Here is a 23,264-nt window from a genome sequence, read left to right as displayed (position 1 = left end):
CTCGAGAGGAGACCCCGTCATGAGCATCCCCAGCACCCCGGCCTACGAGGCCTTGTGCCAGCGCCACCAGCGCATCCACCGTCTGTCCCACCTGCAGTCGATCGCGTCGTGGGACCAGTCCGCCTTCATGCCGACGCGCGGCGCACAGGCGCGCGCCGAGGCGCTCGCCGAGATGGGCGGACTGCTCCATCAGCTCGGCACCGATCCGGCGCTTCGCCAGCTGCTGGACGACGCCGCGCTGGAGCCGCTGGACGACTTCCAGCGCGCCTCGCTGCGCGAGATGCGCCGCGTGTGGCGCTCGGCCAATGCGGTGCCGCAGCGGCTGGTGGAAGCGCGGTCGCTGGCCAACTCGCACTGCGAGCACGCCTGGCGCAGTCAGCGCGCCGCGAACGACTGGACCGGCTATGTCGAGAACCTGCGCCCCGTCGTCCGCTACGCACGGGAAGAGGCGCAGTATCTGTCCGACGACTCCGGCCTGAGCCGCTATGACGCGCTGCTCGACCAGTACGAACCCGGCATGCGTTCGGCCGACATCGACCGCGTTTTCGGCGATCTTCGCCAATGGCTGCCCGGCCTGATCCGGCAGGTGATGGCGCGTCAGGCCGACGAGCAGGTGATCCATCCGCAGGGACCGTTCCCCGCCGCGTCGCAACGCGCGCTGGGCCTGGACGCGATGAAGCTGCTGGGCTTCGATTTCGAGGCGGGTCGCCTGGACGAGAGCGCCCATCCCTTCTGCGGCGGCGTGCCGGAAGACGTGCGGATGACCACGCGTTACCGCGACGACAGCTTCCTGCAGAGCCTCACCGGCACCATCCACGAGACCGGCCACGGCCGCTACGAGCAGAACCTGCCGCGCGAGTGGCTGGGCCTGCCGGTGGCCGGCGCGCGCTCGATGGGCCTGCACGAGAGCCAGAGCCTGTCCTTCGAGATGCAGCTGGCCTCGCATCCCGGCTTCGCCGGACTGCTGCAGCCGCTGGTGGAACGCCACCTCGGCACGCAGCGCGGCTTCGCCGCCGACAACCTGCACAAGCTGATGACGCGCGTCGCGCCGGGCTACATCCGCGTGGACGCGGACGAGGTGACCTACCCGGCGCACGTGATCCTGCGCTATGAGATCGAACGCCCGCTGATCGAGGGCCAGATCGAGGTCGAGGACATCCCCGCGCTGTGGGACGCCAAGATGCAGGAGCTGCTGGGCGTGGACACGCGCGGCAACTACAAGGACGGCTGCATGCAGGATGTGCACTGGGGCTGCGGGCTCTTCGGCTACTTCCCCTGCTACACGCTGGGCGCCATGTACGCGGCGCAGTGGTTCGCGACGATGCGCCGCGAACGTCCGGCGCTGGACGCGGAGATCGCGCGCGGCGAACTCGCGCCGGTCTTCGACTGGCTGAAGACGCGCGTGTGGACGCAGGGCAGCCGCTGGGAGACGCCCGAGCTGGTGCAGCGCGCCAGCGGCGAGGCGCTGAACCCGGCGCACTTCCGCCGGCATCTGGAATCGCGCTACCTCGGCTGAGCACCGAAGCGCCGCCCGTTCACCGGGCAGGCGCGGCGGATGAAAAAAGGGCACCCCGCGAGGGGTGCCCTCTTCTTCTTGCGCGTCCGCGGTCTCTACCCACGGCGCTCCCAACGAGTCTTCGAGGACTCGAATTCCTTTGGCGTGGGGTCAGGCCTTGCCGGCCGTCTTGCGGCGACGCAGCACGACACCCATCGCGCCCAGGCCGGCCAGCATCAGCGCCAGGCTTTCCGGTTCCGGCACGGCCGCGGCGTTGCCGCCGCCACCGATGGTGTTGACGGTGATGGCGTCCAGCGAGGTGCCGTAGCCGTCGCTGGTGCCGACGGCGGCGAAGCGCAGCGTCATCGGGCTGCCGGTGCCGACGAAGGTGGTCGAGAAGGTGGCCCAGGAGGTGTTGGTGTTGTCGCCGACGGTGCCGCTCAGGCCGCCGATGCTCCAGGCCAGGCCGTTGCTGGCGGCGCCCAGGTTGTCCGGGCGATTCGCGTAGGCGAAGCTCAGCGAGTAGGTCTGGCCGGCGATGGTGTTCAGCGCCTGGCTGATCCAGCTGTTGGCGCTGGTGTCGAGTTCGGCGAAGTTGCTGCCGACGTAGGCGCTGCCCGCGACGTTGTTGCGGATCTCCAGGCCGTTCGGGCCGACGGTCCAGCCGACCGCGCTGTTGACGATGGTCCAGGTGCCCGGGCCGACGGCCGGCGTCTCGAAGCTGCCGTTGGCGACCAGGTTCACCGGAGTCGCGGAAGCGAACAGCGGGGCGGCGACGAGGAGGGCAGTGATCAGGCGCTTCATGGGGCGGGCTCGGGAGTTCGACAGGAGGTGCGCAGGAGCGTCTGCGCTTGTGTCGAATTGTTCGAGACCGCCTCGCGGGTGCCATCCCCCTGGGCGATGGGGATGGCGATACGTTTCGTGACGCAGTGCACGCCGCCGGACGGCGGCAGAGGGTCAGGTGGTGCGCTTGCCGCCCCGGGCGGCCTTGGCGGGCTTGGCCGCCTTCGCCGCGGGCTTCTTCACAGCGGCCTTCTTCACGGCCGTCTTCGTCACAGCCGTCGTCGTCACGGGCGCCTTTGTTGAAGCTGTGTTCGTCGAGGTCGCCTTCTTCGTGGTGGCCTTCTTCGCGACCGGCTTCTGCGGGGCGGCTCCGGACTGCGCGGCGCGCAGCATCGCGACTTCCGCGGACAGCGCCTCGACACGCGCCTTCAACTGCGCGACCTCGTCCGCCGCCGGCATGCCCAGCCGCGTGAGCGCGCGCGCCACGCGGTCCTCGAAGATCGATTCCAGCTTGTCCCAATGCTGGCCCGCGCGGGCGCCGACCTCGCCGGCCAGATCGCTCATGCGATGCGCGGCGGTGTCGATCCTGGCCTCGGCCTTGCCGACGGCCGCGCCGCCCTGGTCCTGGGCCTTGGCGAACGCGGCCAGGCCGGCCGACCAGATCTGCTGCGCCGAGGTCCGGACCTGTTCCGCGAACGGGGTGTCCGCCGCTTTCGACGATGCGGGCGAGGCGGACGCGGCGTTCTTGCGGCGGCCTTGCGCCGGCTGGGGCGCGGCCGTCTTCTGTTGCTTCTTGACCATGGGCGTTCCTTGTCGTCACGGGGCGGGGGCCTGACGCCCGACGCTCTCCGGAAACCGGACTATAGGCGGCGGACCGACCGTGTGCGGTGCGCCACGCCGAGGTCGCCATGTCTCGCAACCCCCCATCGGGGCGATCCGCGCAGGGACCAGAATGTCAGGCATGTCCTTGCCGACCACTTCGACCTCTTCGCGGGGCCGCCCGCCGGGCGACGAGTTCCCCGATACCGTGCCCGACCAACCCCCGGCGCTGCCGCCGTTGGCGATGGATCGCGACCTGCCGTTGCGCAAGGGCGCGTTCATCGACTGCCCGCAGTGCCGCTCGCCGATGCGCCATGTGACGCTGCCCGGGCACCATGCGCCGGCGACCGTCGACATCGATCACTGCGAGCCCTGCGGCCTGGTCTGGTTCGATGCGCGTGAGTCGGTGCAACTCTCTCCAGCCGCCTGGATCCAGTTGCTGCGCGACCTGAACCGGCTGCGCCAGAGCGACCGCCCGCACCAGCCGAACCGCGCCTGTCCGCTGTGCGCGAAGACGCTCAAGGAAGTCAGGAACCTCACGCGTTTCGGCCGCTTCCCGGTGCTGGAATGCGGCCACTGCGGCGGCCATCTGCACAGCCAGGCCGGGATGCTGGCTGAGCGCGGCCTGGTCCGCCCGCTGCTGCCCGGCGAGCGTTATGCGCTGCAGGCCGAGAAGCGCGAGTTCCTCTGCCTGAGCTGCGGCGGTCCCGCCGACGGCCGCAGCGAGGACTGCGCCTGGTGCAAGAGCCCGTTGCTGATGGTGGACATGCCGCGCCTGGCGAATGCGCTGCGCCGGCGCTCGCCGTCGGAGCCGCTGCTGATGCCCAACGGCGGCAAGCCGGTGGGCTGGGCCTGCCGCGGCTGCGGCGCGCCCATGGACCCGACACGCGAGACGCGCTGCGGGCGTTGTCACCACACGGTGGTGGCGCCGTCGATGGACGACCTGGGGCCGTTGCTGGACGCCCTCGAACATGACGGGCACGAGGCCGACGCGCAGCTGGAGCGCGAGCGGCGCGAGCGGTTGCGGTCCTACAACTTCGAGCACCGCGACCCGGCCGGCGGCAAGCACGGCCTGTTCTGGAAGGGCGAACTCGAGAAGCGCTACGACGAGGAGAACGATCGTCGCGAGCGGGGCGGACGGCGCGGGTGGGGCGCTTGGGCGGAGGCCGCGGACGAGGCGCCCACGCTGATCGAGATCGCACTGCGCATCGCGGCGAAGCTGCTGCGCTGATTCGCCCCTGAGACGGGAGCGGCGGGCATGGCGGGCACGGCGCGCCGTGGAACGTCGCGCCGTCGCGCCCTCGGGTCAGAGTTCCAGCACCCCGATCGGTTTGGCGCAGGCGGCCGGCGTGCCGCCGCCGCGCACGACGAAGGGCAGTTCGCCCCAGGGGCCCGAATCGCGAGGGCAGCCGTTGCGCAGCGTGCCGCCCGGGCAGCCGCAGCCCTTGGTCTTGACCAGCTTGTCCAGCGTCTGCGACTGCTGCGGATTGAGCTTGGGCAGGTCGTGGCGGAACACCAGCTGCAGCGCCGTCGTCGGTGCCGGCGCGTCCAGCGCGGGCACCGGCCCGAGCAGCGTCGCCATCGACTGCGTTTCCTTCAGCGCCGCGGCGGGCTTCATGCCCTTGGCGCGACGCAGGTAGTTCAGCGCCACCTCCATCGCCGCATAGCCGCGCGCGGCCGAGGCCGTGAACGGCTTGCGGAACGCCGCGCCGTAGGTGTTGGCCACCTGGTCCCAGCGACCGCGGTCGATGGTCAGCACGGGGCACAGCACGGCGTCGACGCGTTCCGACAAGGTCGCGTCGAAGTCCATCCAGCACGAGGTCCGCGCGCTGATGCGCAGGCCGGTCTGGCGGCGCAGGTCGGCGGCGATCTTCTCGCCGGCATTGAGCTCGATGCGTCCGAGCTGCAGCTGCAGGTCCTGGTCCTTCATCCGTTCCGCGTTGCTGGAGATGAACGGGATGCCCGCGACGCGCAGCGCGTCCGCGCCGGCGTTGATCTCGCACCAGTTGCCCAGCACGACGTCGACCTTGGCCGCGATGAATTCCTGGGAGATGGCGAGCGCCTTGCGGGCGTCGCAGCCGCTGTCCTTGACGATCAGCTTGGGCGCGGCGTCGCCGGGCCAGGTCTTGAGCGCGAGCGTCATGCCGAGCTGGAGCTCCTCGGCCTGTGTCGTGCTGGGATAGCTGCCCGGCAGGATGACGCCGATGGTGGCGGCGGCGGCCGGCGCGGCGGCGCAGAGCAGGGCGGCTGGCAGGACGATGGCCAGGACCTGGCGGATGTTCATGACGATCCCTCTTCTTCTTCGTGGCCGGGGTCGGCCGTGCGTTGACTTTGTCGCCCGAACTGCTTTGTGGCGTCCGAGTCCCGAGGTATCGCTTGCGCGGAGGGCGCGCGCACTGGAGGTTTTCCCGGGAGACCCCACGAATGAAAACGCCCCGGCGGGCCGGGGCGGTAAGACGTCACAGTCGTGACGGAAAGTGCGGCAAGCGCGCAACGTGAGCCGTACAGCGCACGAAGCTCAGGCAGGCCAACCCTGCAGCACAAGCTTGCCGCGTTGGCGCTGACTTTCCTGCAGGGCGTGGGCGCGCTTGAGGCTGTCGGCGGAGATCGTCCCGACGACGTCGGACAGCGTCGTGCGGATCGTGCCGGCGTCGACCAGTGCGGCGACCTCGGTCAGCAGGCGGCCCTGCGCGGCGATGTCGTGCGTCGCATGCATGCTGCGGGTGAACATCAGCTCCCAGTGCAGCGACAGCGACTTGCCCTTGAGCGCCATCACATCCAGGTCGTTCGGGCCGAAGTCGTCGATCATGGCCAGCTTGCCCTGCGGCTCCAGCGCGTCGACGAAGCCCTGGAAGTGCTGCGGCGTGTGGGTCAGGCTGGTCACGTAGCGCAGCGGCGGCACGCCGGCCTGCTGCAGCGCGGCGATCTGCGGCGCGATCGGTTCGCGGTGGTTGATCACGTGGTGAGCGCCCAGCGCGTGCAGCCACTTGCCGCCTTCGCCGTCCGGCTCGGAGCTGGTGCCGATGACGGTCAGGTGCGCATGGCGGCGCGCCAGCTGGACCAGGATGGAACCCACGCCGCCGGCCGCGCCGGTGACCAGCAGGCTGACCGGACGTTCCGGCTGCTGCTGGACCTGCAACCGGTCGAACAGCAGTTCCCAGGCGGTGATGGCGGTCAGCGGCAGCGCGGCGGCCTCGGCGTCGCTGAGCGAGGCGGGCGCCTTCGCGACGATGCGGTGGTCGACGCACTGGAACTGCGCGTTGCTGCCGGGGCGGGTGATGTCGCCGGCGTACCAGACACGGTCGCCGACGGCGAAGCCGGAGACCTCCGGGCCGATGGCGCGCACCGTGCCGACGGCGTCCCAGCCGAGGACCACCGGCGTCGTGCCGTCGGCGCTGGCGCGGCGCACGCGGATCTTGGTGTCGACCGGATTGACGGCGATCGCGCCGACCTCGACCAGCAGGTCCTTGGGACCCGGGGCGGGGGTGGGCAGCTCGAGGTCGATCAGCGATTCGGCTTCGCTGATGGGCAGGGACTTGAAGTAGCCGACGGCTTTCATGGCGGGACTCCTCGGGGTTCTGGAGAAAGGGACAGGCAGACGTAGCGGGATGCTGTGGGGACGAATGGTGGGGCTTCCGGCAGAATCAATGAAGAGCGCTGAATCGCTATCAGTTTCAACGCTGGATTGAAGATCGCATTGAGGATCGCCAGAGGAGGGCCGCCATGGACATCGAGAACACCGCCGAACTGCGCCTGCTGATCGAATGCGCGCGCGGTGGCAGCCTGACGGCGGCGTCGCGGGAGATGGGCATCACCCCGGCGGCGGCCAGCGCGATGCTGAAGAAGCTGGAGGCGCGGCTGGGCGTGCGGCTGGCCGAGCGCAGCACGCGGGCGCTGCGGTTGACGGCCGCCGGCGAGCGGCTGAGGGACTATGCGCAACGCGCGCTGGAGCTGCTCGACGAAGGCCTCGCGCTGGTCACCGAGGGCGGCGACGACGCGGCGGCCAAGGGTCGCGGCGCGACGGCGCTGCGCGGGCGGATCCGTGTCAGCGCGTCCAGCGACCTGACGCGCCGCATCGTGCTGCCGCTGCTGGACGATTTCCTCGATCGCCATCCGGGGATCGAACTGCAGCTCAACGTCGGCGACGCGCTCCAGGATGTCGTGCGCGACGAGGTCGATCTGGCGCTGCGTTACGGCGAGCTGGCCGATTCGCGGCTGGTGGCGCGCAAGCTGCACGACGGACGCCGGCTGCTGGTGGCGTCACCGGACTATCTGAAGCGGCACGGTCGGCCGTCGAATCCCGCCGAGCTGACGCAGCACGAGTGCATCCGCTTCAAGATCGGCGACCGGCTGGAGCGCGAGTGGCGCTTCTGGCGCCGCGATGCGATGCAGGCCGCGCCCGTGGACGTGACCGTGCAGGGGCGCCGCACGGCGGACGACGGCGGCATCGCCCATCAGTGGGCCCTCGAAGGGCGGGGGCTGACCTACAAGAGCTGCCTGGATATCCGCGAGAGCCTCGCCAGCGGGGCGCTGGTCGAGGTGCTGCCGGACTGGGTCGGGCGGACCATGCCGCTGCACGCGCTCATGCCCAGCCAGCGCTTCCTGCCGCAACGGCTGAAGGCGCTGGTGGATCACCTGGCGGAAGGGCTCAGACGCTGAGTCGCTGAGTCGCCGAGTCGCCGAGTCGCCTTTGGGGGCGCCGGGAGGCGCCGTTCAGTGCTTGTGGTCGCCGTGACCCGCGTGCGGGTCCTTGGCGTCGGGCGACGCGACGGGGCCAGTTCTTGCGGGGGCCTGGACCGTGACGGTCGAGCGGGACTTGTCCGCACCTTCGAACACCAGCGTCAACGCCACCGCGTCGCCGGTCTTCAACGGCCCCTTCAGGTCCATCAGCATCACGTGATAACCGCCGGGCTTGAGGTCCACCGGCTTGCCCGCGGGCACCGCCAACGCCGCCACCGGCCGCATGCGCATCACGTCGCCGTCCATCGCCATCTCGTGCACCTCGGCCACGCCGGCCGCCGGCGTGCTGATCGACACCAGCTTCACGTCCGTCGGCGACTTGATCTGCATGAACGCACCCGTCGACTTCTGCTGCGGCACCGTCGCACGCACCCAGGCGTCGGCGACGACGACCTGGGCCTGCGCCAGACCGGCAGTCAGCAGCAGGGCGGGAACAACGGCCAGACGGGCGAGGGAACGGAACTTCATCGGGGTGTCCAATCCTGGAACTATGACGGATCGGCAGTATCGGTCATCGCTCTTCGATCGCGCCCATGGCACCCATCTTGCGCAGCACCTGCTGGACGATCTCCACCCGCTTCTGAGAGAAGGCCGGATCCTTCATGTCCATGTTGAGGGCGAAGTAGACGGGGCGCGCGTCGCGGTCCTGCTCCGCCCAGCCGACGAACCAGCCCAGACCCGGCTCGGCGTTGTCGGCCCAGCCGGTCTTGGCGTACAGACGCCAGCCGGGACCCTGGTCGCGCAGCAGGACCTTGCGGGCGATGTCGTAGGTGCGGTCGGACAGCGGCAGTGCACGGTCGTGCACGCGGCGCAGGAACTCGATCTGGCCGACGGCGGAGATTCGCAGGTTGCCGTCGAGCCAGAAGCGGTCGCCGATCGGACCGGCCACGGCATTGCCGTAGCGGAAGTCGCGCACGAACTGCTGCACCGTGGGCTGGCCGATCTGCCGAGCCAGCGACTGGAACACCCAGACCGCAGAGACCTTGTAGGCCGAGCCCAGCGTCTGGTCGCGGTTCCAGTCCTCGATGCGGCGCTTCGTGCCGTCCCACTTGAAGGGCTGCGTCTCGTCGACGGCGGCGCCGGTCTCCAGCGCGATCAGCGACATCGGGATCTTGAAGGTCGACGCGGGCAGGAAGCCTTCGAACGCACGCACGCTGTCCGACGCGATCCAGCGATGCGCGCGGGTATCGAGGACGACGAGCGTGCCCTTCGTGCCCAGTTCGTCGAAGGGGCGTTGCAGCTCGGGGCGGGTCTCCCAGCGCTCGCGCTGATCGGCGGGCGTGGTCTGCGCGATCGAGGCGCGACACGCGGTGAGCACGAGGCAGGCGAGCAGCGCGCTCGCCATCAGACGGGGAAGGGACATGGCGGTCTCCAGTCGATGAGGGATGTCGCCAGTGTGCGAAGTCCCCCTCGCCGTCAGTCGTCGAAGTGCCGTTACGCCCGTTGCGCGCGCGGCATCAACGCGTCGGCCTCATCGAGATAGCGCCGCCGCGCTTCCTCATCGCGCAGCTTGCGCGCCTGCAGTCGGGCCTGCCGCACCAGGTCGGTCGCGCTGAACGCATCGCCTTCGGCGAGCGCGTGCCGGGCCCAGAGCAGCAGGAAGGCGCAGCGCTGGTCGGCCGGGATCTGCGACTGTCTCGCGCGGCAGGAGGCCCAGCGCTGCGCGGCGAGGTCGCCGAAGGACGTGGCGGGCAGGGGCAGGCCTTGCGCGGTGGCCAGACGCTGCAGCGCCGCGAAGTCCAGGCGCCCCAGCGCTGCGAGCCGGAGCAGGAAGATCGTGTTCAGCAGCGAACTGCGTCCGAGTTGCCAGCGCGCGCAGAGCGCGTCGCTGAGCAGCAGCCAGCGCAGGGCGTCCTCCACGCCGGGACTGTCGGCGCTGTCCGGGCCGGCGGCGGGGAGCAGCTCGGCCTCGACGAGGCGGCCGATCGCGTTGGACAGGTTGGCGGCGCAGACCTGGAGCGCGTCGGGCAGTCCGGCCAGCGAGGCGCTGCGCAGCGCGTCGCCGAGGCTGGCCAGCGACTGCGCCGCGAGCGCCGCGTCGCCGCGGGCGATGGCGAGGTCGCGCAGGACGATGCCGCGCAGGTTGCCGTGGTCGCAGCGCAGCGTGGAGTCGGCGGCGAGCACGTCGGGATCGACCTCGTCGAGCTTGTCCAGCGCCGGCGCGGCCTGGCCGAGGCTGCCGAACCAGTGCCAGGCCGCGAGGATCGCGACGCGGGCGCGCAGCTGGCGGCGTTCCAGGCGCGGCAGTCGGCTGTGGTTGAGCGTCTGGCCGAGGTCGCGCAGTTCGTCCTGCAGCGCCGCCCAGTCGCCGAGCCGGCGCGCGATGCGGGCGCGTCGCAGGCCGAGTGCGGCGGCCGCGGCGTCGTCGCCCGGCGGCACGTGCGGCGCGGCCTGCTGCAGCGCGAGGCGGGCGGGGTAGAGCTCGCCGCGGTCGAGCAGGTAGTCGGCGCGGGCGAGCGCCTCGGCATAGGCCAGCGGGAGCAGCGGCGCCGCGACCGGCGCGCGCACCGGGCGCTGCTGGCCGAGCCACTGCGCGAGCGCCTCGCCGGTGGCGGGTGCGCCGTCGATCTCGAAGCGGCAGGCGGGCAGCAGCGCGGTGTTGAGCCAGAACGGACCGCTGCTGCGGGCGCTGGCCTCGATCAGCGCGGCCAGCGGGCTGTCGTCCAGCAGCGCCAGCGCGCGCCAGACCTGCGTGCGGTGCAGCTCGGCCATGCCGGCGATGCGCTCGCGCAGTTCGGCGCGCGAGCAGGGGCTGTCGACGCGGGCCAGGCCCTGCTCGTGCGCCTGCAGCAGCGCGGCGATCAGGCGCGGCAGCAGCCGGTTGCGCAGCTCGGGCAGGCCGTCGATGCGCAATCCCTGCGGGAGCAGCTGGACGCAATGCGCGGGGGCGTTGACGGCGGGCATGGCAAGAGAGGCGGGAGAGGCAGGAACGGTGGAAGCGGTCATCGGAGGCGCATTCTGCGCCGGGTGCGTTTGCGGTGTGACGGCGTTGCCGTAACGGGCGTTACGCGCATCGGTTACGGCCGCGACGCAAAGCAATCGTTAAGGCGTCCGCGGCGCGCGTGGGCGCGTCCCGTCGTGAGGACAGGTAACGAAACGTCGGGTCCGCCTCTTGCCTGTAGCTCGTCATCACAACTCGAGGGGACTGCCATGGTGGCGAAGAATGAGGCCTGGTATGCGGGCGAGACCGCCGTCGGCGGGGTGCTGGCCCCGCGCGCGTCGGCGTCCGCAGTGTCATGGGGCGCGGTGCTGGCCGGTGCCGCAGCAGCAGCGGCGCTGTCGCTGATCCTTTTGCTGCTCGGCGTGGGGCTGGGGCTGGCGGCTGCGTCGCCGTGGGCCAACGACGGCGCCAGCGCCGCGACGCTGGGCGTGGCGGGCATCGTGTGGCTGGCGTTCACGCAGCTGGCGGCGTCCGGTCTCGGCGGGTATCTCGCCGGTCGCCTGCGCGTCCGATGGCGCGATACGGACGCGGACGAGGTCCATTTCCGCGACACGGCGCACGGCCTGCTGTCCTGGGCCGTGGCCACCCTGTTCACGGCGGCCGTGCTGTCCGCGTCGGTCGGTGCGATCGCCGGGATCGGTGTGAAGGGTGCGGCAGTGGCGGCCGGCACGGCGGCGACCGGTGCGGCGGCAGTCACTGCGGCCGCCGGAGCCACCGCCGACGAGTCCGGCGCGAAGGGCGGTGCCTCCGGCGCGACGGCCCGGACCTCACTCGGCAGCGGCGACTTCGGCTATTACGTGGACACGCTGCTGCGTCCCGCGGCAACCGCGCCGGCCACGACGGCGACGCCGTCCACCGCACCGGCCGGCGCCAACCCGGCGACGCTGCGTGCCTGGCCGGATGCCTCGATGGTCCATGCGGACGAGCACTCCTCGGCGGCGCTGAACCGCCTGCTGGTGCGCGCGGTCCGTGACGGCGGCACCTTGTCGCCGGAGGACACGCGAGCCGCCTCGCAGCTCGTCGCCCAACGCACCGGCCTGACCCAGGCGGACGCCGAGCGCCGTGTCACCGAGACGCTGCAGCGCGCCCGTGCCGAGGCGCAGGCGCTGGAAACCAAGGCCCGCGAGGCTGCGGATGCCGCGCGCAAGACGGCGTTGACGACGGCCTTGTGGATGTTCGTCGCGCTGTTGATCGGCGCGTTTACCGCAAGCCTGCTGGCCACCGTCGGCGGCCGGCAACGCGACCTCATCGACTGAGACAAGGAGAACTCACATGCGATCGATCCTGCTCTACATGCTGGGCGTGCCCATCCCCATCATCATCCTGATCGCGTTGATCCGCTGATCATCCAGGAGCTGCCGGTCCGCGTCTGGGCGGCCCGGCAGCGGCACCCCATCTGCACCTCATCGGCCGATCTTCTGGATCGACTCGAAGGTGCCCAGGTCATCCATCAATGGGCCATGAACCATGCTCCGAAGCACGGGGTTGAGGGGTTGGCCTTGTCGAGCGGCATCGATGAGCGCATCCGCTGGAGGACCCAGTTCCCGATCCGGTTCAGGACGAGATTGACGCACCAAACTTATCTCCTTCACATAGTTGGCCGTGATGAGTTCGCGCGCATCGGGGTCCATGGGATTGACCTCGAGTGTGCAGCCACCGAGCCTGTAGAGCCCGGCCAGCAGCGCCGGGATGTTGCCGGGTGGCGGATCGGCCAGCTTGAAGGCCTCCAGCAGGGGATGCAGATGCATGAGGACGGTGGCGACGATGGAGCGGGCCTCTTCCGCAATGGCCTGCGCACTTGATTCGTCGAGGGGGCCTCTGAGCTGCTTCCACAAATGGTCGAGACGCGACGGCAGGTGGGACTGCAGGCGTGTTCTCCCCATCGAGTCGAAGTGGTCCCGCACGAACTGCTCGCATGCGTCAAAGTAGGCGCTGCACTCCTTCAGCGGCACGGGCATCGGGCGGCGGAAGAGATCGATCGCGATGACTTCGGCGGCGTTGTAGATCGCGAGCTGGGGGTCGGCGCCGTCGGCGGCCTGCTGTTCCGTGAGACGGTGCGCATAGGCCGAGACGTAGGGCAGCATGTAGAGCGTCATAGGCGGAAGTGGAAGTGGCGGGCACTGTCAGTCCCTCGCTACGCGTCAGGGTTCGCGCCCGGCGGCGTCGCGAGCCAGGCGACATGGGGGCGACGCCTGGGTCGATCAGGACATCGCGACGTCCGGTGCGGCGCCGTAGGGCCGCCATGAGCCGGATGCGTGCGACAGTCGATCCGCCACGACCTTGAGCACGGCAGGATTCCAGACCAGTCCGCAATGGCTGCCGTCGACCTCGACGTTGTCGATCATCGGATGGTCCTCGGGCTGCACGCAGGCCTGCCACGCAACGACGCCGTCGCTGCGGCTGTAGATCGAGGTCGTCGGCACCTGCGGCGCGGCGATGAGGCGCGACTTGAAGTCGTCGTCCAGCACCGGCAGCGTGCCGTTGACCCAGCGGTAGATCAGGCTGACGTTGGTCTGCGTGGCTTCGCCGGTGATGGGCGTGCCGATCGTGATCACCTGCCGGACCGGCAACGCGATGCGCTTGGCGATCTCGCGCGCGTAGATGCCGCCCAGGCTCCACCCCACCAGGGATACCGGCTGCGACTCGCCGGTCACGAGCGCCTCGATGTCGGCGGCCAGGGTGTCCAGCCACAGGTCGATGTCGACGGTCGGACCGGTGTTGATGCCGCGGCCCCAGTCGCGCGCCGCATAACCGAGCCCGTGGCAGAAGCCCACCAGCGGGGCGATCGACTGCGCGTCGGCCGCGAGGCCGGGGAACACGATGACGGGATGTCCGTCGCCTGGCGGATGACCGCTGCGATCCATCATCCGGCAGCTGGCGTACTCCATTGCCGCGCGCAGCGGTTCGATGCCCAGCAGGGCCCACGACGGTGAGCAGATGACGGGGGCCGGCAGGGGCGCGGCATCGGGAAGGGCGGCGATCTTCTTCATGGTCTTGAGGCCGCCTTTCCGACGTGACCTGCGAGGTCGGCGGCAAGGTCGGCAGAAGGACAGTTGAGTCCATCTTTCCGCAAGCCGCGTTTCACGGGCATCCCCACAAGGTCGCATGTGATCGTCGGACGGGACCTACATCCGGGGGAGGTCCGGAGATCTCTCCCACCATTGACGGAAGTCAGAGGGAGAGGCGGTTTTTGGGCATCGTCGAGGACTAGTCTTGCAGCTCTCAAACGGACTTTGAAGGAGCGCGTTTCATGAGCGTCTTGACGATCGACCTGTTGCCGATGACGGTGACGCAGAGGCGGACCATCCAGTTCGACCCGCTGGTCCTTCAGCAGATGAAGGTGAAGCCGGGCGAAAAGATAGAGATTGATTTTCTGCTCGACGGTTGCTGCGTACTGCGCGGTCCGCGCTCCGGAGACATCAGCGATCTGTACGGAATTCTCGCCAACGTTCCGCGTGGACGGGAGGGGCCGGTGTCCATCGAGGAGATGAACGAGACCATCGCTCGTGGATGGGCGGGTGAAAAATGAAGGTCACGGTGGACACGAATGTGCTGGTGAGGGTCGCCGTTCTGGATGACCTTGATCAGGCTCGTGCCGCCGCGAAACTGCTCAGCGAAGCGCAACTGGTCGTCGTGACCATCGCATGCCTGTGCGAATTTTCTTGGGTGCTGGGTCGTTCCTACAGGTATGCCTGCGCGGACATCGCCAGGGCGATTCGGACCGTTGTGGGGAAACCCGCCGTCAGGGTCGATCGGGTGGCAGTTGCCGCAGGGCTGTCCATGCTCGATCTTGGCGGGGACTTCGCCGATGGGGCCATGGCTTGCGAAGGTCGTATGGCCGGCGGAGAGGTGTTCATGACGTTTGACAAGGAAGCCATGCGCAAACTGATCCTGTTGGGCAATGCCGTCGGCAGGCCTCTCGACGCGGAGACGTTGCCGGAGCCGAGTCAATGAAAATCCCGGCTCTCCGTCCTCAACCGTCCCAGCATCGGGGTCAGGTCTTCCAGGTGTCCGGCGATGAGGTTGCGCACGTCGCCGCTGCGCTGCCACTTGCCCTTCACCGCCATCAGCCGTGAATGCAGCATCACGTGGCGCTGGCGCTGCCACAGCGCGCGGTGCACGATGACCTGGATGTCGCCGGTCTCGTCTTCCAGCGAGATGAAGATCGTGCCCTTGGCCGTCGCCGGCTGCTGCTTGACCGTGACGATGCCGCAGCCCCGCGCCGGCCGGCCGTCGGGCAGCGCGTTCAGTTCCTCGGCCGACATCCAGCGCTGCTCGCGCAGCAAGGGCCGCAGCAGCGCCAGCGGATGGCGGCGCAGCGTCAGACCCAGCGACGCGTAGTCGAAGACGATCTCCTCGCCCTCCGGCGCCAGCGGCAGCGCGAGGAAATCCTCCTGCACCGGCGCCGAGGCCAGCAGCGGCGGCGGCGCGTGCTGCGCGGCCGCGTCCCACATCTGCTGGCGGCGGTGGCCGCTGATGCTGGTCAGCGCATCGCCGGAGGCCAGCATCGTCATCTGCTGCTGGTTCAGCCCCGTGCGTCGCGCCAGGTCCTCGGCATCGTTGAACGGGCCGTTCCGGCGCTCCCGGCAGATCAGTCCCGCCGAACTCTGCTGCAGTCCCTTGACGAGCCGCAAACCCAATCGCACCTTGACCGGCGCCGCATCCGCCGCCAGCGCTTCGTCCGCATCGAGGAAGGGATCGCCGTCGTCTTCCACGACGATGCCGTCCTCGTCCAGCGGCAAGGCATCGATCGTGTCCGCGGCCTGGCCGCGGCGCGCCGGCCGGATGACGCGTCCGTCCGCGCGTTCCAACGTGCAGTCCCAGTCGCTGTGTGTCACATCGGGCGGCAGCACCTCGACCCCATTGCGTCTGGCTTCCTGCACCAGCTGACTCGGCGAATAGAAACCGAGCGGCTGCGCGTTCAGCAGACCCGCGAGGAACTCCGCCGGACGGTGGCATTTCAGCCAGCTGCTCGTGTAGACCAGCAGCGCGAACGAGGCGGCGTGCGACTCCGGGAAGCCGTACTCCGAGAAGCCCTTGATCTGCTCGAAGATCTGCTCGGCGAAGGCCACCGGGTAGTTCCGTTCCCGCATGCCGTCGACCAGCTTCGCGCGGTACTTCTCCAGGCTGCCCTTGCGTTTCCACGCCGCCATCGAGCGCCGCAGCTCGTCGGCCTCGCCGCCCGAGAACCCGGCCGCGATCATCGCGATCTGCATCACCTGTTCCTGGAACACCGGCACGCCCAGCGTGCGCTCCAGCACCGACTCCAGCCCCTGCGGATACACGACCTGCTCGAAGCCCTGGCGGCGCTGCAGATAGGGGTGCACCATGCCGCCCTGGATCGGCCCCGGCCGCACGATGGCGACCTCGATGACCAGATCGTAGAAAGTCCTGGGCTTCAGGCGCGGCAGCATGCTGCGCTGCGCGCGGCTCTCGATCTGGAACACGCCGATGGTCTCGGCGCGCTGGATCATCCGGTAGGTCGCGTCGTCCCCGTCCGGGATGTCCTTCAGCTCGAACGGATACCGCTCCCGCTTGCCCACGAAGTCCAGCGTCTTGCGGATCGCCGTCAGCATGCCCAGTCCCAGCACGTCGACCTTGAGCAGACCCACGGCGTCGAGGTCGTCCTTGTCCCACTCGATGACGGTGCGGTCCGGCATCGAGGCGTTCTCCACCGGCACCATGCGCGTCAGCGGGCCGTGCGTCAGCACGAAGCCGCCCGGGTGCTGCGACAGGTGTCGCGGGAAGCCCAGCAGCTCCGACGTGATCTCGACCAGCTGGCGCACCGCGAGGTCGTCCGCCTCCAGCCCCGATTCGCGCAGCCGCTCCGCATCGATGGTCTGGCCGTCCCACCACTGGTGGTTGCTGCACAGCGTGTCCAGCACCTCGGGCTCGAACCCCAGCGCCTTGCCGACGTCGCGCAGCGCGCTCTTCACCCGGTACGAGATCACCACCGCCGCCAGCGCCGCGCGTTCGCGCGTGTACTTGCGGTAGAGGTACTGGATGACCTCCTCGCGGCGCTCGTGCTCGAAATCGATGTCGATGTCCGGCGGCTCGTTGCGCTCCTTGCTGATGAAGCGCTCGAACAGCACCTGCATCCGGTCCGGATCGACCTCGGTGACGCCGGTGCAGAAGCAGACGATGGAGTTCGCCGCGCTGCCGCGACCCTGGCACAGGATGCCCTGCGAACGCGCGAAGTGGACGATGTCGGCCACGGTCAGGAAGTAGTGCTCGTAGCGCAGTTCCTCGATGAGCGCGAGCTCGCGCTCGATCTGCTCGCCGGCCGCGGCCGGCACGCCCGCCGGCCAGCGCCGGCCCGCGCCTTCGTAGGTGAGCCGTCGCAGGTGGCTGGCCGGCGTCTGGCCGTCGGGCACGACCTCGGAGGGGTAGTGGTAGCGCAGCTCGTCGAGGCTGAACTCGCAGCAGGCGGCCACGCGCAGGGTCTCGGCGAGCAGGTCCGCCGGGAAGCTGAGCGCGAGGCGCCCGCGGTGGCGCAGATGGCGCTCCGCGTTGCGGTCCAGCGCCTGGCCGCAGTCCGTCAGCGGCTTGCCCAGCCGGGTCGCGGTCAGCACGTCCTGCAGCGGCTTGCGGCTGCGCACATGCATGGTGACGTCGCCGACGGCCACCAGCGGGATCTCCGTCAGCGCGCCGGCCTCGCGCAGGCGCAGCAGGCGGATCTCGTCGTCGGCATGCTGCGGCTGGTCGATGCCCAGCCAGCAACGCCCGGTGAAGCGCGACAGCAGCCAGCGCGACATGGCCAGCAGTTGCACCGGCATCGCATGCCGGTCCGGGCAGGCGATCACGACGCAGTCGTCCAGCGTCTGCGGGCCGATGTCGGCCAGCGTGCAGCGGTAGGTGCCCTTCTCGGACGAACGCCGCAGCCGCGAGATGAACTGGCACAGGTTGCCGTAGCCGTTGATGCTGCAGGCCAGCACGACCAGCGTGAAGGGGCCGTCGTCGTCCGAGGCCGGCTCGATGAGGAACTGGCTCCCCACCAGCAGCGTCATGCCATGCTGCTTCGCCGCCACGTGCGCGCGCACCATGCCGGCCATGCTGCATTCATCGGTGATCGCGAGCGCGGCGTAGCCGAGCTCCCGGGCGCGCAGGACCAGTTCCTCCGGCCAGCTCGCGCCCTTCAGGAAACTGAAGTTGCTGAGGCAGCGCAGCTCGGCGTAGTCGGGGAGGACCGAGGCGGGGAGGGCCGAGGCGTCGGTCGATGCGGCGTCAGGCATACATGCCGTGGAGGTACCACGCCTCGACGGCCACCTTCTCTTCGCCCTCGTTCCCCGCTGCGGTCAACCGTTCCTGATAGACGGCCAGCACGCCCGCGTTCTCGTTCACGGCGATCCAGTAGTCGCGGGTCACCTGGCGGTGATGCTGCGTGCGCTGTTCCGTGGCCGGCACGCGGTCCCACCAGCCGCCTTCGACGCGGTCCGGGCCGATCAGCAGGGTCAGCGGGCCCTGGTAATGGGGCCGGTGCTCGCGCACCGCCAGCCGCAGCGGCGGGTCGAGCAGGAAGGCCGGTTCCGGCACCGCCGGCGCACGCACCGCCGCCTGCCGGCCCTTGCGGCGGGACGGCGTGCGGCCGTCGCCGCAGGTGCGCCAGCGCGTCATCCATTCGGGGCGGTGGTCGTCGGCGAGGATCGGCTGCAGCACGCGCTCCGGCCCCAGCCGCGCGGCGATGCGCTCCAGCGTCAGGTACAGCGTCTCGCCGGTGCGCACGACGTCGGGCAGCAGCGAGCCGCTGTCCTCGACCAGCGACTGCACGCCGACCGCCTCCAGCCGCAGCTCGCCGACCGGCGCCAGCAGCTCGGTCTTGGCCAGGTGCTCGGCCATCAGCCGGCAGAAGTGTTCGAGTTCGCGGATCGGCTCGGCGGTGCGCACCGTGAGGCTTCCGCCTTCGCCGGCGTCCTTGGCGCGCATCGAGTCGTGCACCCAGTGCAGCGTCACGCCGGTGGCGCCGGCATGGCGCGCGGCCAGCCAGCCGCACAGCCGCATCAGCAGCGGCCGCGTGCCCAGCAGCAGCGCGGGCGCGTGGTCCTCGCGGCTGGGCAGTTCGATGCGGGCATGGAAGTCCTCGGGCAGGGCCACCCAGGCGTGCGCCTCGGGCCGCAGGCCGTAGGCCTGGTCCAGCATCGTCAGCAGCGCCGCGCCGAAGCGCCGGCCGATGCCGCCGCGCGGCAGCGCCCGCAACTGGCCCAGCGTGTTGATGCCGGCGCGGCTCAGCGGCTCGGCGTGTTCCGCGCCGGCGCTCAAGGCCTGCAGCGGCAGCGGATCCAGCACCGCCTGCAGCAGCCGACCGCCCAGGTCGAGCACGCCGCAGCGCGCCAGCACCAGCGCGGCGGTGGCCGACGGCGCCCAGCCGATGCCGACGGCGCCCAGGTCGGGCGCCTCGTCGCTCAGCCGCGCCTTGAGCGCGGGCAGGCCGCGGAACAGGCGCAGGCTGGCCTCGACCTCCATCACCACGGCGTCCTCCATCAAGGCCACGCGCGGCGTGAACTGCAGGCACCAGACCGCGAGCCCGGCCTGCGTCTCCGCGCAGATCCCCCAGGGATGCTGCGGCGGCGCGGTCGTCGGGTCCTCAAACGGTGCCGGCGGACGAGGCGGCAGGATCAGCGCGACCCACAACATGGGAGAACTCCGGGAACAGGGCGAGCGCGACGGGCTCGTGGAGGGATTCGGACATCGACACAGGAGCCGGCACGGGCACCGGCGCCACCGGCCGCATCGTGCTGGGCTGCATCACGCGCGGCGTGAGCACGTGTTCCAGCCCGCCGGGGATGGAGGCCAGCCGCAGCGGGGTGTCGTGGGCGGGGCCCTTGCGCTTGAGGATGCGGACGTCCAGGGCCCAGTCGACATCGATGGTCGCCAGCAGCCGCAGGGGCGCCGGCGACGGGTCATGGCGCGCCGACAGCGGCCGGAACAGGAACACCGGTCCTTCGAACGACTGCGCCAGCACCTGCAGCCGCCGCAACTGCTCGGGCGCGGCCTGCGGCATCCAGGCCAGCACCGCGCCGGCGGCGTTGGACTTGATCAGCTGTTCGGCGCACCAGAGCCGCTCCGACGGCGCGCGCGCGTCGATCCAGACAAGATGGCGTTCGTCCAGCCCCAGGTGCATCAGGCCGGGCAGGTGGGGGCGCTTGGGCGGACCGACCATCGCCACCGCCGCGCCGTCGGCGACCACGCGCCGCAGCGCCGGTCCCGCCAGCCGCCATTCGGCCAGCGAGAACTGCGGCAGCAGCACTTCGGTCAGCTGGCGCCCGGGCCAGCCGCCGCCCGGCAGCTCGGCGTCGAGCGCGTCGAAGCCGCTCGGCCAGACGGTGTCGGTGCCGCGACCCAGTTCGTCGCCGCGCCAGAGCGCGTCGGCCACGGCCGGCGGAAGCGGGACAAGAGGGGTGGACAGGGGAGACATGGCGATGCGTCGTCGGAGACGGAAACGCCGGTCCATGAACCGGCGCGGAATGACTGTATGAACATACAGTATAGGGCGACGACGGGCTCGTCCAGGTCTCTTTCAACTCATGCGCATGGATCGGGGAACCTGGGCTGCGGCGGCCGGTACTCCGTCACTTTCCTCTTCCAGAGATTGGCGATGCACAGGATCAGATCATGGTTCACCCGGTGGTACGAAGGAACTTCCCCGGAAGAGGCGTCACAGGCGCGGACGACCCCGGGCACGGGCGCGCACACCCATCGGGTGGAGGCCTTCCGCCGATCCGCGGACGAACTGCTGAAGCTCGGGCAGGCGCTCCCGCCGACCGCGACGCCCCAGCAACGCTTCCAGCAGATGCGGGACGAGGTGTTTCTGATGAAGGACGCGTTGAGACAGGGCGTGTCCTTGTTCGAGCGGCAAGACGAGGATGCGGCGCGGCGCGTCGACGCCCTGCTGAAGTCGGCCCAGGAGCAGCTGGCTTCCCCCGCCGCCGGGCCCACGGAGCAGACGCAGTCCCGCCGGCTGGAGTCCTGCTGTGCGGAATCCCGCTCCCTGCTGCAGGCCGCCTATGAGGCGGTGGAGTCCTACGACCGCGAGCCGAGCTACGTGGTGGAAGTGATGTCCTTGGAGGCGGCGCCGGATGTGGCGCCTGGCAATCTGCTGGATCTCCAGCGGGCCTTCTTTTCCCTGCACCAGAAGACTTGTGGCGCGGTCAGGGCGCACTGCGAAACCGCGCTCCGGGAAACGGAAGCGGCGATGGAGGACCCGGAGTGCCTGGATCGCTTTCAGCGCAAGTATGCGGACCTGCAGGCGCAGGCGCAGGTGCAGAACCGCGGCTTCAGTTGAACGGCGAGGGGGGTGTGCCTGGCGGCGTAGCCCCGAACGTCAGCACGAAGCGCGTCCCGCCCTTGACCGGCGCTTCCAGGCTGACGGTCCATCCCAGGTGCTCGGCGACGCGCTTGACGATGGCCAGGCCCAGGCCCGCGCTGCCGGCGCCGGCCGGGTCGACCTGCATGAAGCGGTCGAAGATCCGGTCGCGCACGGCCGGCGGGATGCCGATGCCGGTGTCCTCGATGACCACGCGGCCAGCCTCCAGCCGGATGTCGACGCGGCCCTGGTCGGTGAACTGGCAGGCGTTGCGGATGAGGTTGCCCAGCGCGATGGCGGCGAGCTCGGGTCGCGCGGGCACTTCCAGGCCGGCGTCGTCGGACGCCGCGTGCAGCGTCATCTCGACCTCCTTGCCCTTGAGCAGCGGCCGGCAGCGCTCCATCTCCTGGCGCAGCAGCGGCAGCAGCGCGGTCGGCGGCGCGCCGATGCTGGCCGGATCGCGCGACAGCAGCAGCATCGCGACGACGCGCTCGCTGGTGTCGGCGGCGGTGCGCCGGATGCGTTCGGCCAGCTCGACCATGTCGCCGCGGTCGTGCAGCCTCGCCTTCAGGATCTCGGCGGCGCCCAGCATCACGGCCAGCGGCGTGCGCAGCTCATGGCTGACGTCGCCGGTGAACCAGCGCTCGCGGTCGAGGTAGCGCTGCTGCGCCTCGGTCTTGGCGGCGAAGGCGCGCGACAGCACGCCCAGTTCGTCGGTCGAGTCCAGCAGCGGGTACTCGCGCGGCGCGGCGTCGGTCTCGACGGCGCGGGCCAGCGCCGTCACCGGAGCGACGATGCGGCTGGCGGTCAGTTGCGCCAGGAACAGCGCCAGCCCCAGGCAGCAGACGAAGGCCAGGCCGAGCAGGCCGTAGACGCCGGCCTCGATCTTGGCGAAGTCCTCGTCGCGGTCGGTCAGCACGAAGACGGTTCCGAGGTCGTCGCGGACCAGCGCGGTGAAGGTGGCGTCGTCCTGCGGCAGCGTGTACTTGCCCGGCGGCTTGCCGCGCAGCGCCTGCGGGATGGCGTCGCCGCGGTAGAGCGTGACGCTGGGCGGCAGGTCGGCCTCCAGGCCCTGCTTCTCGCGCGCGATCAGCTCGTCGGCGGTGCGGTCCAGGCGCTGGTCGACGAGGCGGTCCTCGATGCTGGAGGCGATGCGCACCGCGGCCACCGCGAAGGCGCCGCAGACCAGCAGCGTCAGCAGCAGGAAGGCCGCGGCGACACGGGTGCGCAGCGTCGTGGGCGCGGAAGTCGAGCGGCCGGCGCGGGACGGGGGGCGGAGGGTGTCGCGCTCGCGTGCCGGCTCATCCCGCATCGGGCGACACCAGCCGGTAGCCGATGCCCGGATGGGTCTTCAGCAGCGGGACGGGGAAGGGCTTGTCCAGCGCCGCGCGCAGCGCGTGGATGTGGGTGCGCAGCGCGTCGCTGTCGGGCGGGTCGTTGCCCCAGACCTCGCGTTCGAGGTCCTCGCGGCGGACCAGCTTGGGCGCCTCGCGCAGCAGCGCGGACAGCAGCTTGTAGCCGGTGGGCGTCAGCTGCAGCGGCTTGCCGGCGCGGGTGGCTTCCAGCGTGTCGGGGTCGAAGCTGACGTCGGCGTAGCTCACCGCCGAGCTCAGGTTCAGCCCGTGGGAGCGGCGCATCAGCGCCTTCAGGCGGATCTCCAGCTCGACCAGCGAGAAGGGCTTGACGAGGTAGTCGTCGGCGCCGCTCTCGAAGCCGGTGACCTTGTCGGCGATGGTGTCGCGCGCGGTCAGCATGAGGATGGGGGTGGGGCGGCGGAAGTCCTTGCGCAGGCGCCGGGCGACGTCCAGGCCGTCCAGGCCGGGGAGGGTCAGGTCCAGCACGATCGCGTCGTAGGAGCCGGCGGCGGCCTGCGCCAGGCCGCCCAGGCCGTTGCGGGCCACGTCCAGCGCGTAGCCCATCGGCTCCAGGTAGGCGAACAGGTTGGCGACGATGTCCGGGTTGTCTTCGATGACCAGCAGCTTCATGGCGAGGCTCACGTTCCTGCGGCGCCGGAGCGCCGCGTCGTCCTGGGGGACGGGACTCGACGGGGAGGCAGTTCCCCCGCAAGGCCCGCGGATGTCGGGAATGCTATGCGAGCGGGGCCCTTCCGACCTGTCCGCGGGCTGTCGGCACCGCCCGGGCGAGGGACATCGTCCGGCGAACGGGCGATTGGCGAGCGACGTCCC

The 23,264-nt window shown here is 70.4% G+C and carries 21 protein-coding genes; 7 read left to right on the top strand and 14 right to left on the bottom strand.

Annotation, left to right across the window (positions count from 1 at the left end):
* Positions 1–19 precede the first annotated feature (19 nt).
* Positions 20–1,516: a carboxypeptidase M32 gene (locus ACQZ13_RS23865; protein ID WP_431048370.1), complete on the top strand. Its 1,497-nt coding sequence runs from the start codon at positions 20–22 to the stop codon at positions 1,514–1,516.
* A gap of 150 nt (positions 1,517–1,666) precedes the next feature.
* On the opposite strand, the gene ACQZ13_RS23860 is transcribed toward ACQZ13_RS23865, so the two are convergent.
* Positions 1,667–2,299, bottom strand: a complete 633-nt coding sequence (locus ACQZ13_RS23860; protein ID WP_431048369.1) for a PEP-CTERM sorting domain-containing protein — start codon at positions 2,297–2,299, stop codon at positions 1,667–1,669.
* 153 nt (positions 2,300–2,452) lie between these two features.
* A complete protein-coding gene (locus tag ACQZ13_RS23855) occupies positions 2,453–3,079 on the bottom strand; it encodes a phasin family protein (RefSeq protein ID WP_431048368.1) in 627 nt (208 codons plus the stop codon).
* Between the two features lie 160 nt (positions 3,080–3,239).
* On the opposite strand from ACQZ13_RS23855, the gene ACQZ13_RS23850 reads away from it, so the two are divergent.
* Positions 3,240–4,328 carry a hypothetical protein gene (locus ACQZ13_RS23850; protein WP_431048367.1) on the top strand — a complete coding sequence of 363 codons (1,089 nt, stop codon included), beginning with the start codon at positions 3,240–3,242 and terminating at the stop codon, positions 4,326–4,328.
* A 75-nt stretch (positions 4,329–4,403) separates the two neighbouring features.
* On the opposite strand, the gene ACQZ13_RS23845 is transcribed toward ACQZ13_RS23850, so the two are convergent.
* Entirely contained in the window at positions 4,404–5,381 is a 978-nt protein-coding gene (locus ACQZ13_RS23845) for a hypothetical protein (protein WP_431048366.1), read from the bottom strand.
* 234 nt (positions 5,382–5,615) lie between these two features.
* The gene (locus tag ACQZ13_RS23840; RefSeq protein ID WP_431048365.1) at positions 5,616–6,656 is read right to left on the bottom strand and encodes a zinc-binding alcohol dehydrogenase family protein; all 1,041 of its coding nucleotides are present in this window, start codon (positions 6,654–6,656) and stop codon (positions 5,616–5,618) included.
* Between the two features lie 164 nt (positions 6,657–6,820).
* Between ACQZ13_RS23840 and ACQZ13_RS23835 the strand changes: the two genes are divergently transcribed.
* A complete protein-coding gene (locus ACQZ13_RS23835) occupies positions 6,821–7,756 on the top strand; it encodes a LysR substrate-binding domain-containing protein (protein WP_431048364.1) in 936 nt (311 codons plus the stop codon).
* A 54-nt stretch (positions 7,757–7,810) separates the two neighbouring features.
* Here ACQZ13_RS23835 and ACQZ13_RS23830 read toward each other — a convergent pair whose 3' ends face one another.
* The 3 genes from ACQZ13_RS23830 to ACQZ13_RS23820 all read right to left on the bottom strand — a co-directional run bounded on the left by ACQZ13_RS23830 (position 7,811) and on the right by ACQZ13_RS23820 (position 10,783).
* Positions 7,811–8,305, bottom strand: a complete 495-nt coding sequence (locus tag ACQZ13_RS23830) for a copper chaperone PCu(A)C (RefSeq protein ID WP_431048363.1) — start codon at positions 8,303–8,305, stop codon at positions 7,811–7,813.
* 43 nt (positions 8,306–8,348) lie between these two features.
* The gene (blaOXA, locus tag ACQZ13_RS23825) at positions 8,349–9,200 is read right to left on the bottom strand and encodes a class D beta-lactamase (protein ID WP_431048362.1); all 852 of its coding nucleotides are present in this window, start codon (positions 9,198–9,200) and stop codon (positions 8,349–8,351) included.
* 71 nt (positions 9,201–9,271) lie between these two features.
* Positions 9,272–10,783, bottom strand: a complete 1,512-nt coding sequence (locus ACQZ13_RS23820) for a hypothetical protein (RefSeq protein ID WP_431048361.1) — start codon at positions 10,781–10,783, stop codon at positions 9,272–9,274.
* A gap of 204 nt (positions 10,784–10,987) precedes the next feature.
* Between ACQZ13_RS23820 and ACQZ13_RS23815 the strand changes: the two genes are divergently transcribed.
* Positions 10,988–12,034: a hypothetical protein gene (locus ACQZ13_RS23815; RefSeq protein WP_431048360.1), complete on the top strand. Its 1,047-nt coding sequence runs from the start codon at positions 10,988–10,990 to the stop codon at positions 12,032–12,034.
* A gap of 147 nt (positions 12,035–12,181) precedes the next feature.
* On the opposite strand, the gene ACQZ13_RS23810 is transcribed toward ACQZ13_RS23815, so the two are convergent.
* The gene (locus ACQZ13_RS23810) at positions 12,182–12,862 is read right to left on the bottom strand and encodes a hypothetical protein (protein WP_431048359.1); all 681 of its coding nucleotides are present in this window, start codon (positions 12,860–12,862) and stop codon (positions 12,182–12,184) included.
* A 117-nt stretch (positions 12,863–12,979) separates the two neighbouring features.
* Positions 12,980–13,768, bottom strand: coding sequence for an esterase/lipase family protein (locus ACQZ13_RS23805; RefSeq protein WP_431048358.1), 789 nt, complete (start codon positions 13,766–13,768; stop codon positions 12,980–12,982).
* A 260-nt stretch (positions 13,769–14,028) separates the two neighbouring features.
* Here ACQZ13_RS23805 and ACQZ13_RS23800 point away from each other — a divergent pair, with 260 nt between their 5' ends.
* Positions 14,029–14,307, top strand: coding sequence for an AbrB/MazE/SpoVT family DNA-binding domain-containing protein (locus ACQZ13_RS23800; protein ID WP_431048357.1), 279 nt, complete (start codon positions 14,029–14,031; stop codon positions 14,305–14,307).
* Positions 14,304–14,732, top strand: coding sequence for a type II toxin-antitoxin system VapC family toxin (locus tag ACQZ13_RS23795; protein ID WP_431048356.1), 429 nt, complete (start codon positions 14,304–14,306; stop codon positions 14,730–14,732). Before ACQZ13_RS23800 ends, ACQZ13_RS23795 begins: the two co-directional genes overlap by 4 nt.
* Here ACQZ13_RS23795 and ACQZ13_RS23790 read toward each other — a convergent pair.
* From ACQZ13_RS23790 to imuA, 3 genes are read right to left on the bottom strand one after another with little or no spacing between them, the layout of a single operon-like run.
* Positions 14,726–18,010: an error-prone DNA polymerase gene (locus ACQZ13_RS23790; RefSeq protein ID WP_431048355.1), complete on the bottom strand. Its 3,285-nt coding sequence runs from the start codon at positions 18,008–18,010 to the stop codon at positions 14,726–14,728. The genes ACQZ13_RS23795 and ACQZ13_RS23790 overlap by 7 nt on opposite strands.
* A complete protein-coding gene (locus ACQZ13_RS23785; RefSeq protein WP_431048354.1) occupies positions 18,003–19,409 on the bottom strand; it encodes a Y-family DNA polymerase in 1,407 nt (468 codons plus the stop codon). Before ACQZ13_RS23785 ends, ACQZ13_RS23790 begins: the two co-directional genes overlap by 8 nt.
* Entirely contained in the window at positions 19,360–20,190 is an 831-nt protein-coding gene (gene imuA / locus ACQZ13_RS23780; RefSeq protein WP_431048353.1) for a translesion DNA synthesis-associated protein ImuA, read from the bottom strand. The genes ACQZ13_RS23785 and imuA overlap by 50 nt, the downstream gene beginning before the upstream one ends.
* Before the next feature lie 285 nt (positions 20,191–20,475).
* Here imuA and ACQZ13_RS23775 point away from each other — a divergent pair, with 285 nt between their 5' ends.
* Positions 20,476–21,057 carry a hypothetical protein gene (locus tag ACQZ13_RS23775; RefSeq protein ID WP_431048352.1) on the top strand — a complete coding sequence of 194 codons (582 nt, stop codon included), beginning with the start codon at positions 20,476–20,478 and terminating at the stop codon, positions 21,055–21,057.
* On the opposite strand, the gene ACQZ13_RS23770 is transcribed toward ACQZ13_RS23775, so the two are convergent.
* Both ACQZ13_RS23770 and ACQZ13_RS23765 read right to left on the bottom strand, forming a co-directional pair.
* On the bottom strand, positions 21,050–22,390 hold the full coding sequence (locus tag ACQZ13_RS23770; RefSeq protein ID WP_431048351.1) for a sensor histidine kinase: 1,341 nt from the start codon (positions 22,388–22,390) through the stop codon (positions 21,050–21,052). The genes ACQZ13_RS23775 and ACQZ13_RS23770 overlap by 8 nt on opposite strands.
* A complete protein-coding gene (locus tag ACQZ13_RS23765; protein WP_088406092.1) occupies positions 22,380–23,063 on the bottom strand; it encodes a response regulator transcription factor in 684 nt (227 codons plus the stop codon). The genes ACQZ13_RS23770 and ACQZ13_RS23765 overlap by 11 nt, the downstream gene beginning before the upstream one ends.
* Positions 23,064–23,264 lie beyond the last annotated feature (201 nt).

The sequence above is a fragment of the Roseateles sp. L2-2 genome (assembly GCF_050613215.1).
Classification (GTDB): Bacteria; Pseudomonadota; Gammaproteobacteria; order Burkholderiales; family Burkholderiaceae_C; genus Roseateles; species Roseateles noduli.
This window is presented reverse-complemented; position numbering and strand designations above follow the sequence as displayed.

Bases quoted from the DNA above. Each gene is read 5' to 3' on its own strand.
- blaOXA (WP_431048362.1), bottom strand. From the start codon at position 9,200: ATGTCCCTTCCCCGTCTGATGGCGAGCGCGCTGCTCGCCTGCCTCGTG.
- ACQZ13_RS23790 (WP_431048355.1), bottom strand. From the start codon at position 18,010: ATGCCTGACGCCGCATCGACCGACGCCTCGGCCCTCCCCGCCTCGGTC.
- ACQZ13_RS23840 (WP_431048365.1), bottom strand. From the start codon at position 6,656: ATGAAAGCCGTCGGCTACTTCAAGTCCCTGCCCATCAGCGAAGCCGAA.
- ACQZ13_RS23835 (WP_431048364.1), top strand. From the start codon at position 6,821: ATGGACATCGAGAACACCGCCGAACTGCGCCTGCTGATCGAATGCGCG.
- ACQZ13_RS23855 (WP_431048368.1), bottom strand. From the start codon at position 3,079: ATGGTCAAGAAGCAACAGAAGACGGCCGCGCCCCAGCCGGCGCAAGGC.
- ACQZ13_RS23800 (WP_431048357.1), top strand. From the start codon at position 14,029: ATGAGCGTCTTGACGATCGACCTGTTGCCGATGACGGTGACGCAGAGG.
- ACQZ13_RS23860 (WP_431048369.1), bottom strand. From the start codon at position 2,299: ATGAAGCGCCTGATCACTGCCCTCCTCGTCGCCGCCCCGCTGTTCGCT.
- ACQZ13_RS23830 (WP_431048363.1), bottom strand. From the start codon at position 8,305: ATGAAGTTCCGTTCCCTCGCCCGTCTGGCCGTTGTTCCCGCCCTGCTG.
- ACQZ13_RS23865 (WP_431048370.1), top strand. From the start codon at position 20: ATGAGCATCCCCAGCACCCCGGCCTACGAGGCCTTGTGCCAGCGCCAC.
- ACQZ13_RS23795 (WP_431048356.1), top strand. From the start codon at position 14,304: ATGAAGGTCACGGTGGACACGAATGTGCTGGTGAGGGTCGCCGTTCTG.
- ACQZ13_RS23845 (WP_431048366.1), bottom strand. From the start codon at position 5,381: ATGAACATCCGCCAGGTCCTGGCCATCGTCCTGCCAGCCGCCCTGCTC.
- ACQZ13_RS23850 (WP_431048367.1), top strand. From the start codon at position 3,240: ATGTCCTTGCCGACCACTTCGACCTCTTCGCGGGGCCGCCCGCCGGGC.
- ACQZ13_RS23785 (WP_431048354.1), bottom strand. From the start codon at position 19,409: ATGTTGTGGGTCGCGCTGATCCTGCCGCCTCGTCCGCCGGCACCGTTT.
- ACQZ13_RS23765 (WP_088406092.1), bottom strand. From the start codon at position 23,063: ATGAAGCTGCTGGTCATCGAAGACAACCCGGACATCGTCGCCAACCTG.
- ACQZ13_RS23770 (WP_431048351.1), bottom strand. From the start codon at position 22,390: ATGCGGGATGAGCCGGCACGCGAGCGCGACACCCTCCGCCCCCCGTCC.
- ACQZ13_RS23820 (WP_431048361.1), bottom strand. From the start codon at position 10,783: ATGACCGCTTCCACCGTTCCTGCCTCTCCCGCCTCTCTTGCCATGCCC.
- ACQZ13_RS23815 (WP_431048360.1), top strand. From the start codon at position 10,988: ATGGTGGCGAAGAATGAGGCCTGGTATGCGGGCGAGACCGCCGTCGGC.
- ACQZ13_RS23810 (WP_431048359.1), bottom strand. From the start codon at position 12,862: ATGCTGCCCTACGTCTCGGCCTATGCGCACCGTCTCACGGAACAGCAG.
- imuA (WP_431048353.1), bottom strand. From the start codon at position 20,190: ATGTCTCCCCTGTCCACCCCTCTTGTCCCGCTTCCGCCGGCCGTGGCC.
- ACQZ13_RS23805 (WP_431048358.1), bottom strand. From the start codon at position 13,768: ATGAAGAAGATCGCCGCCCTTCCCGATGCCGCGCCCCTGCCGGCCCCC.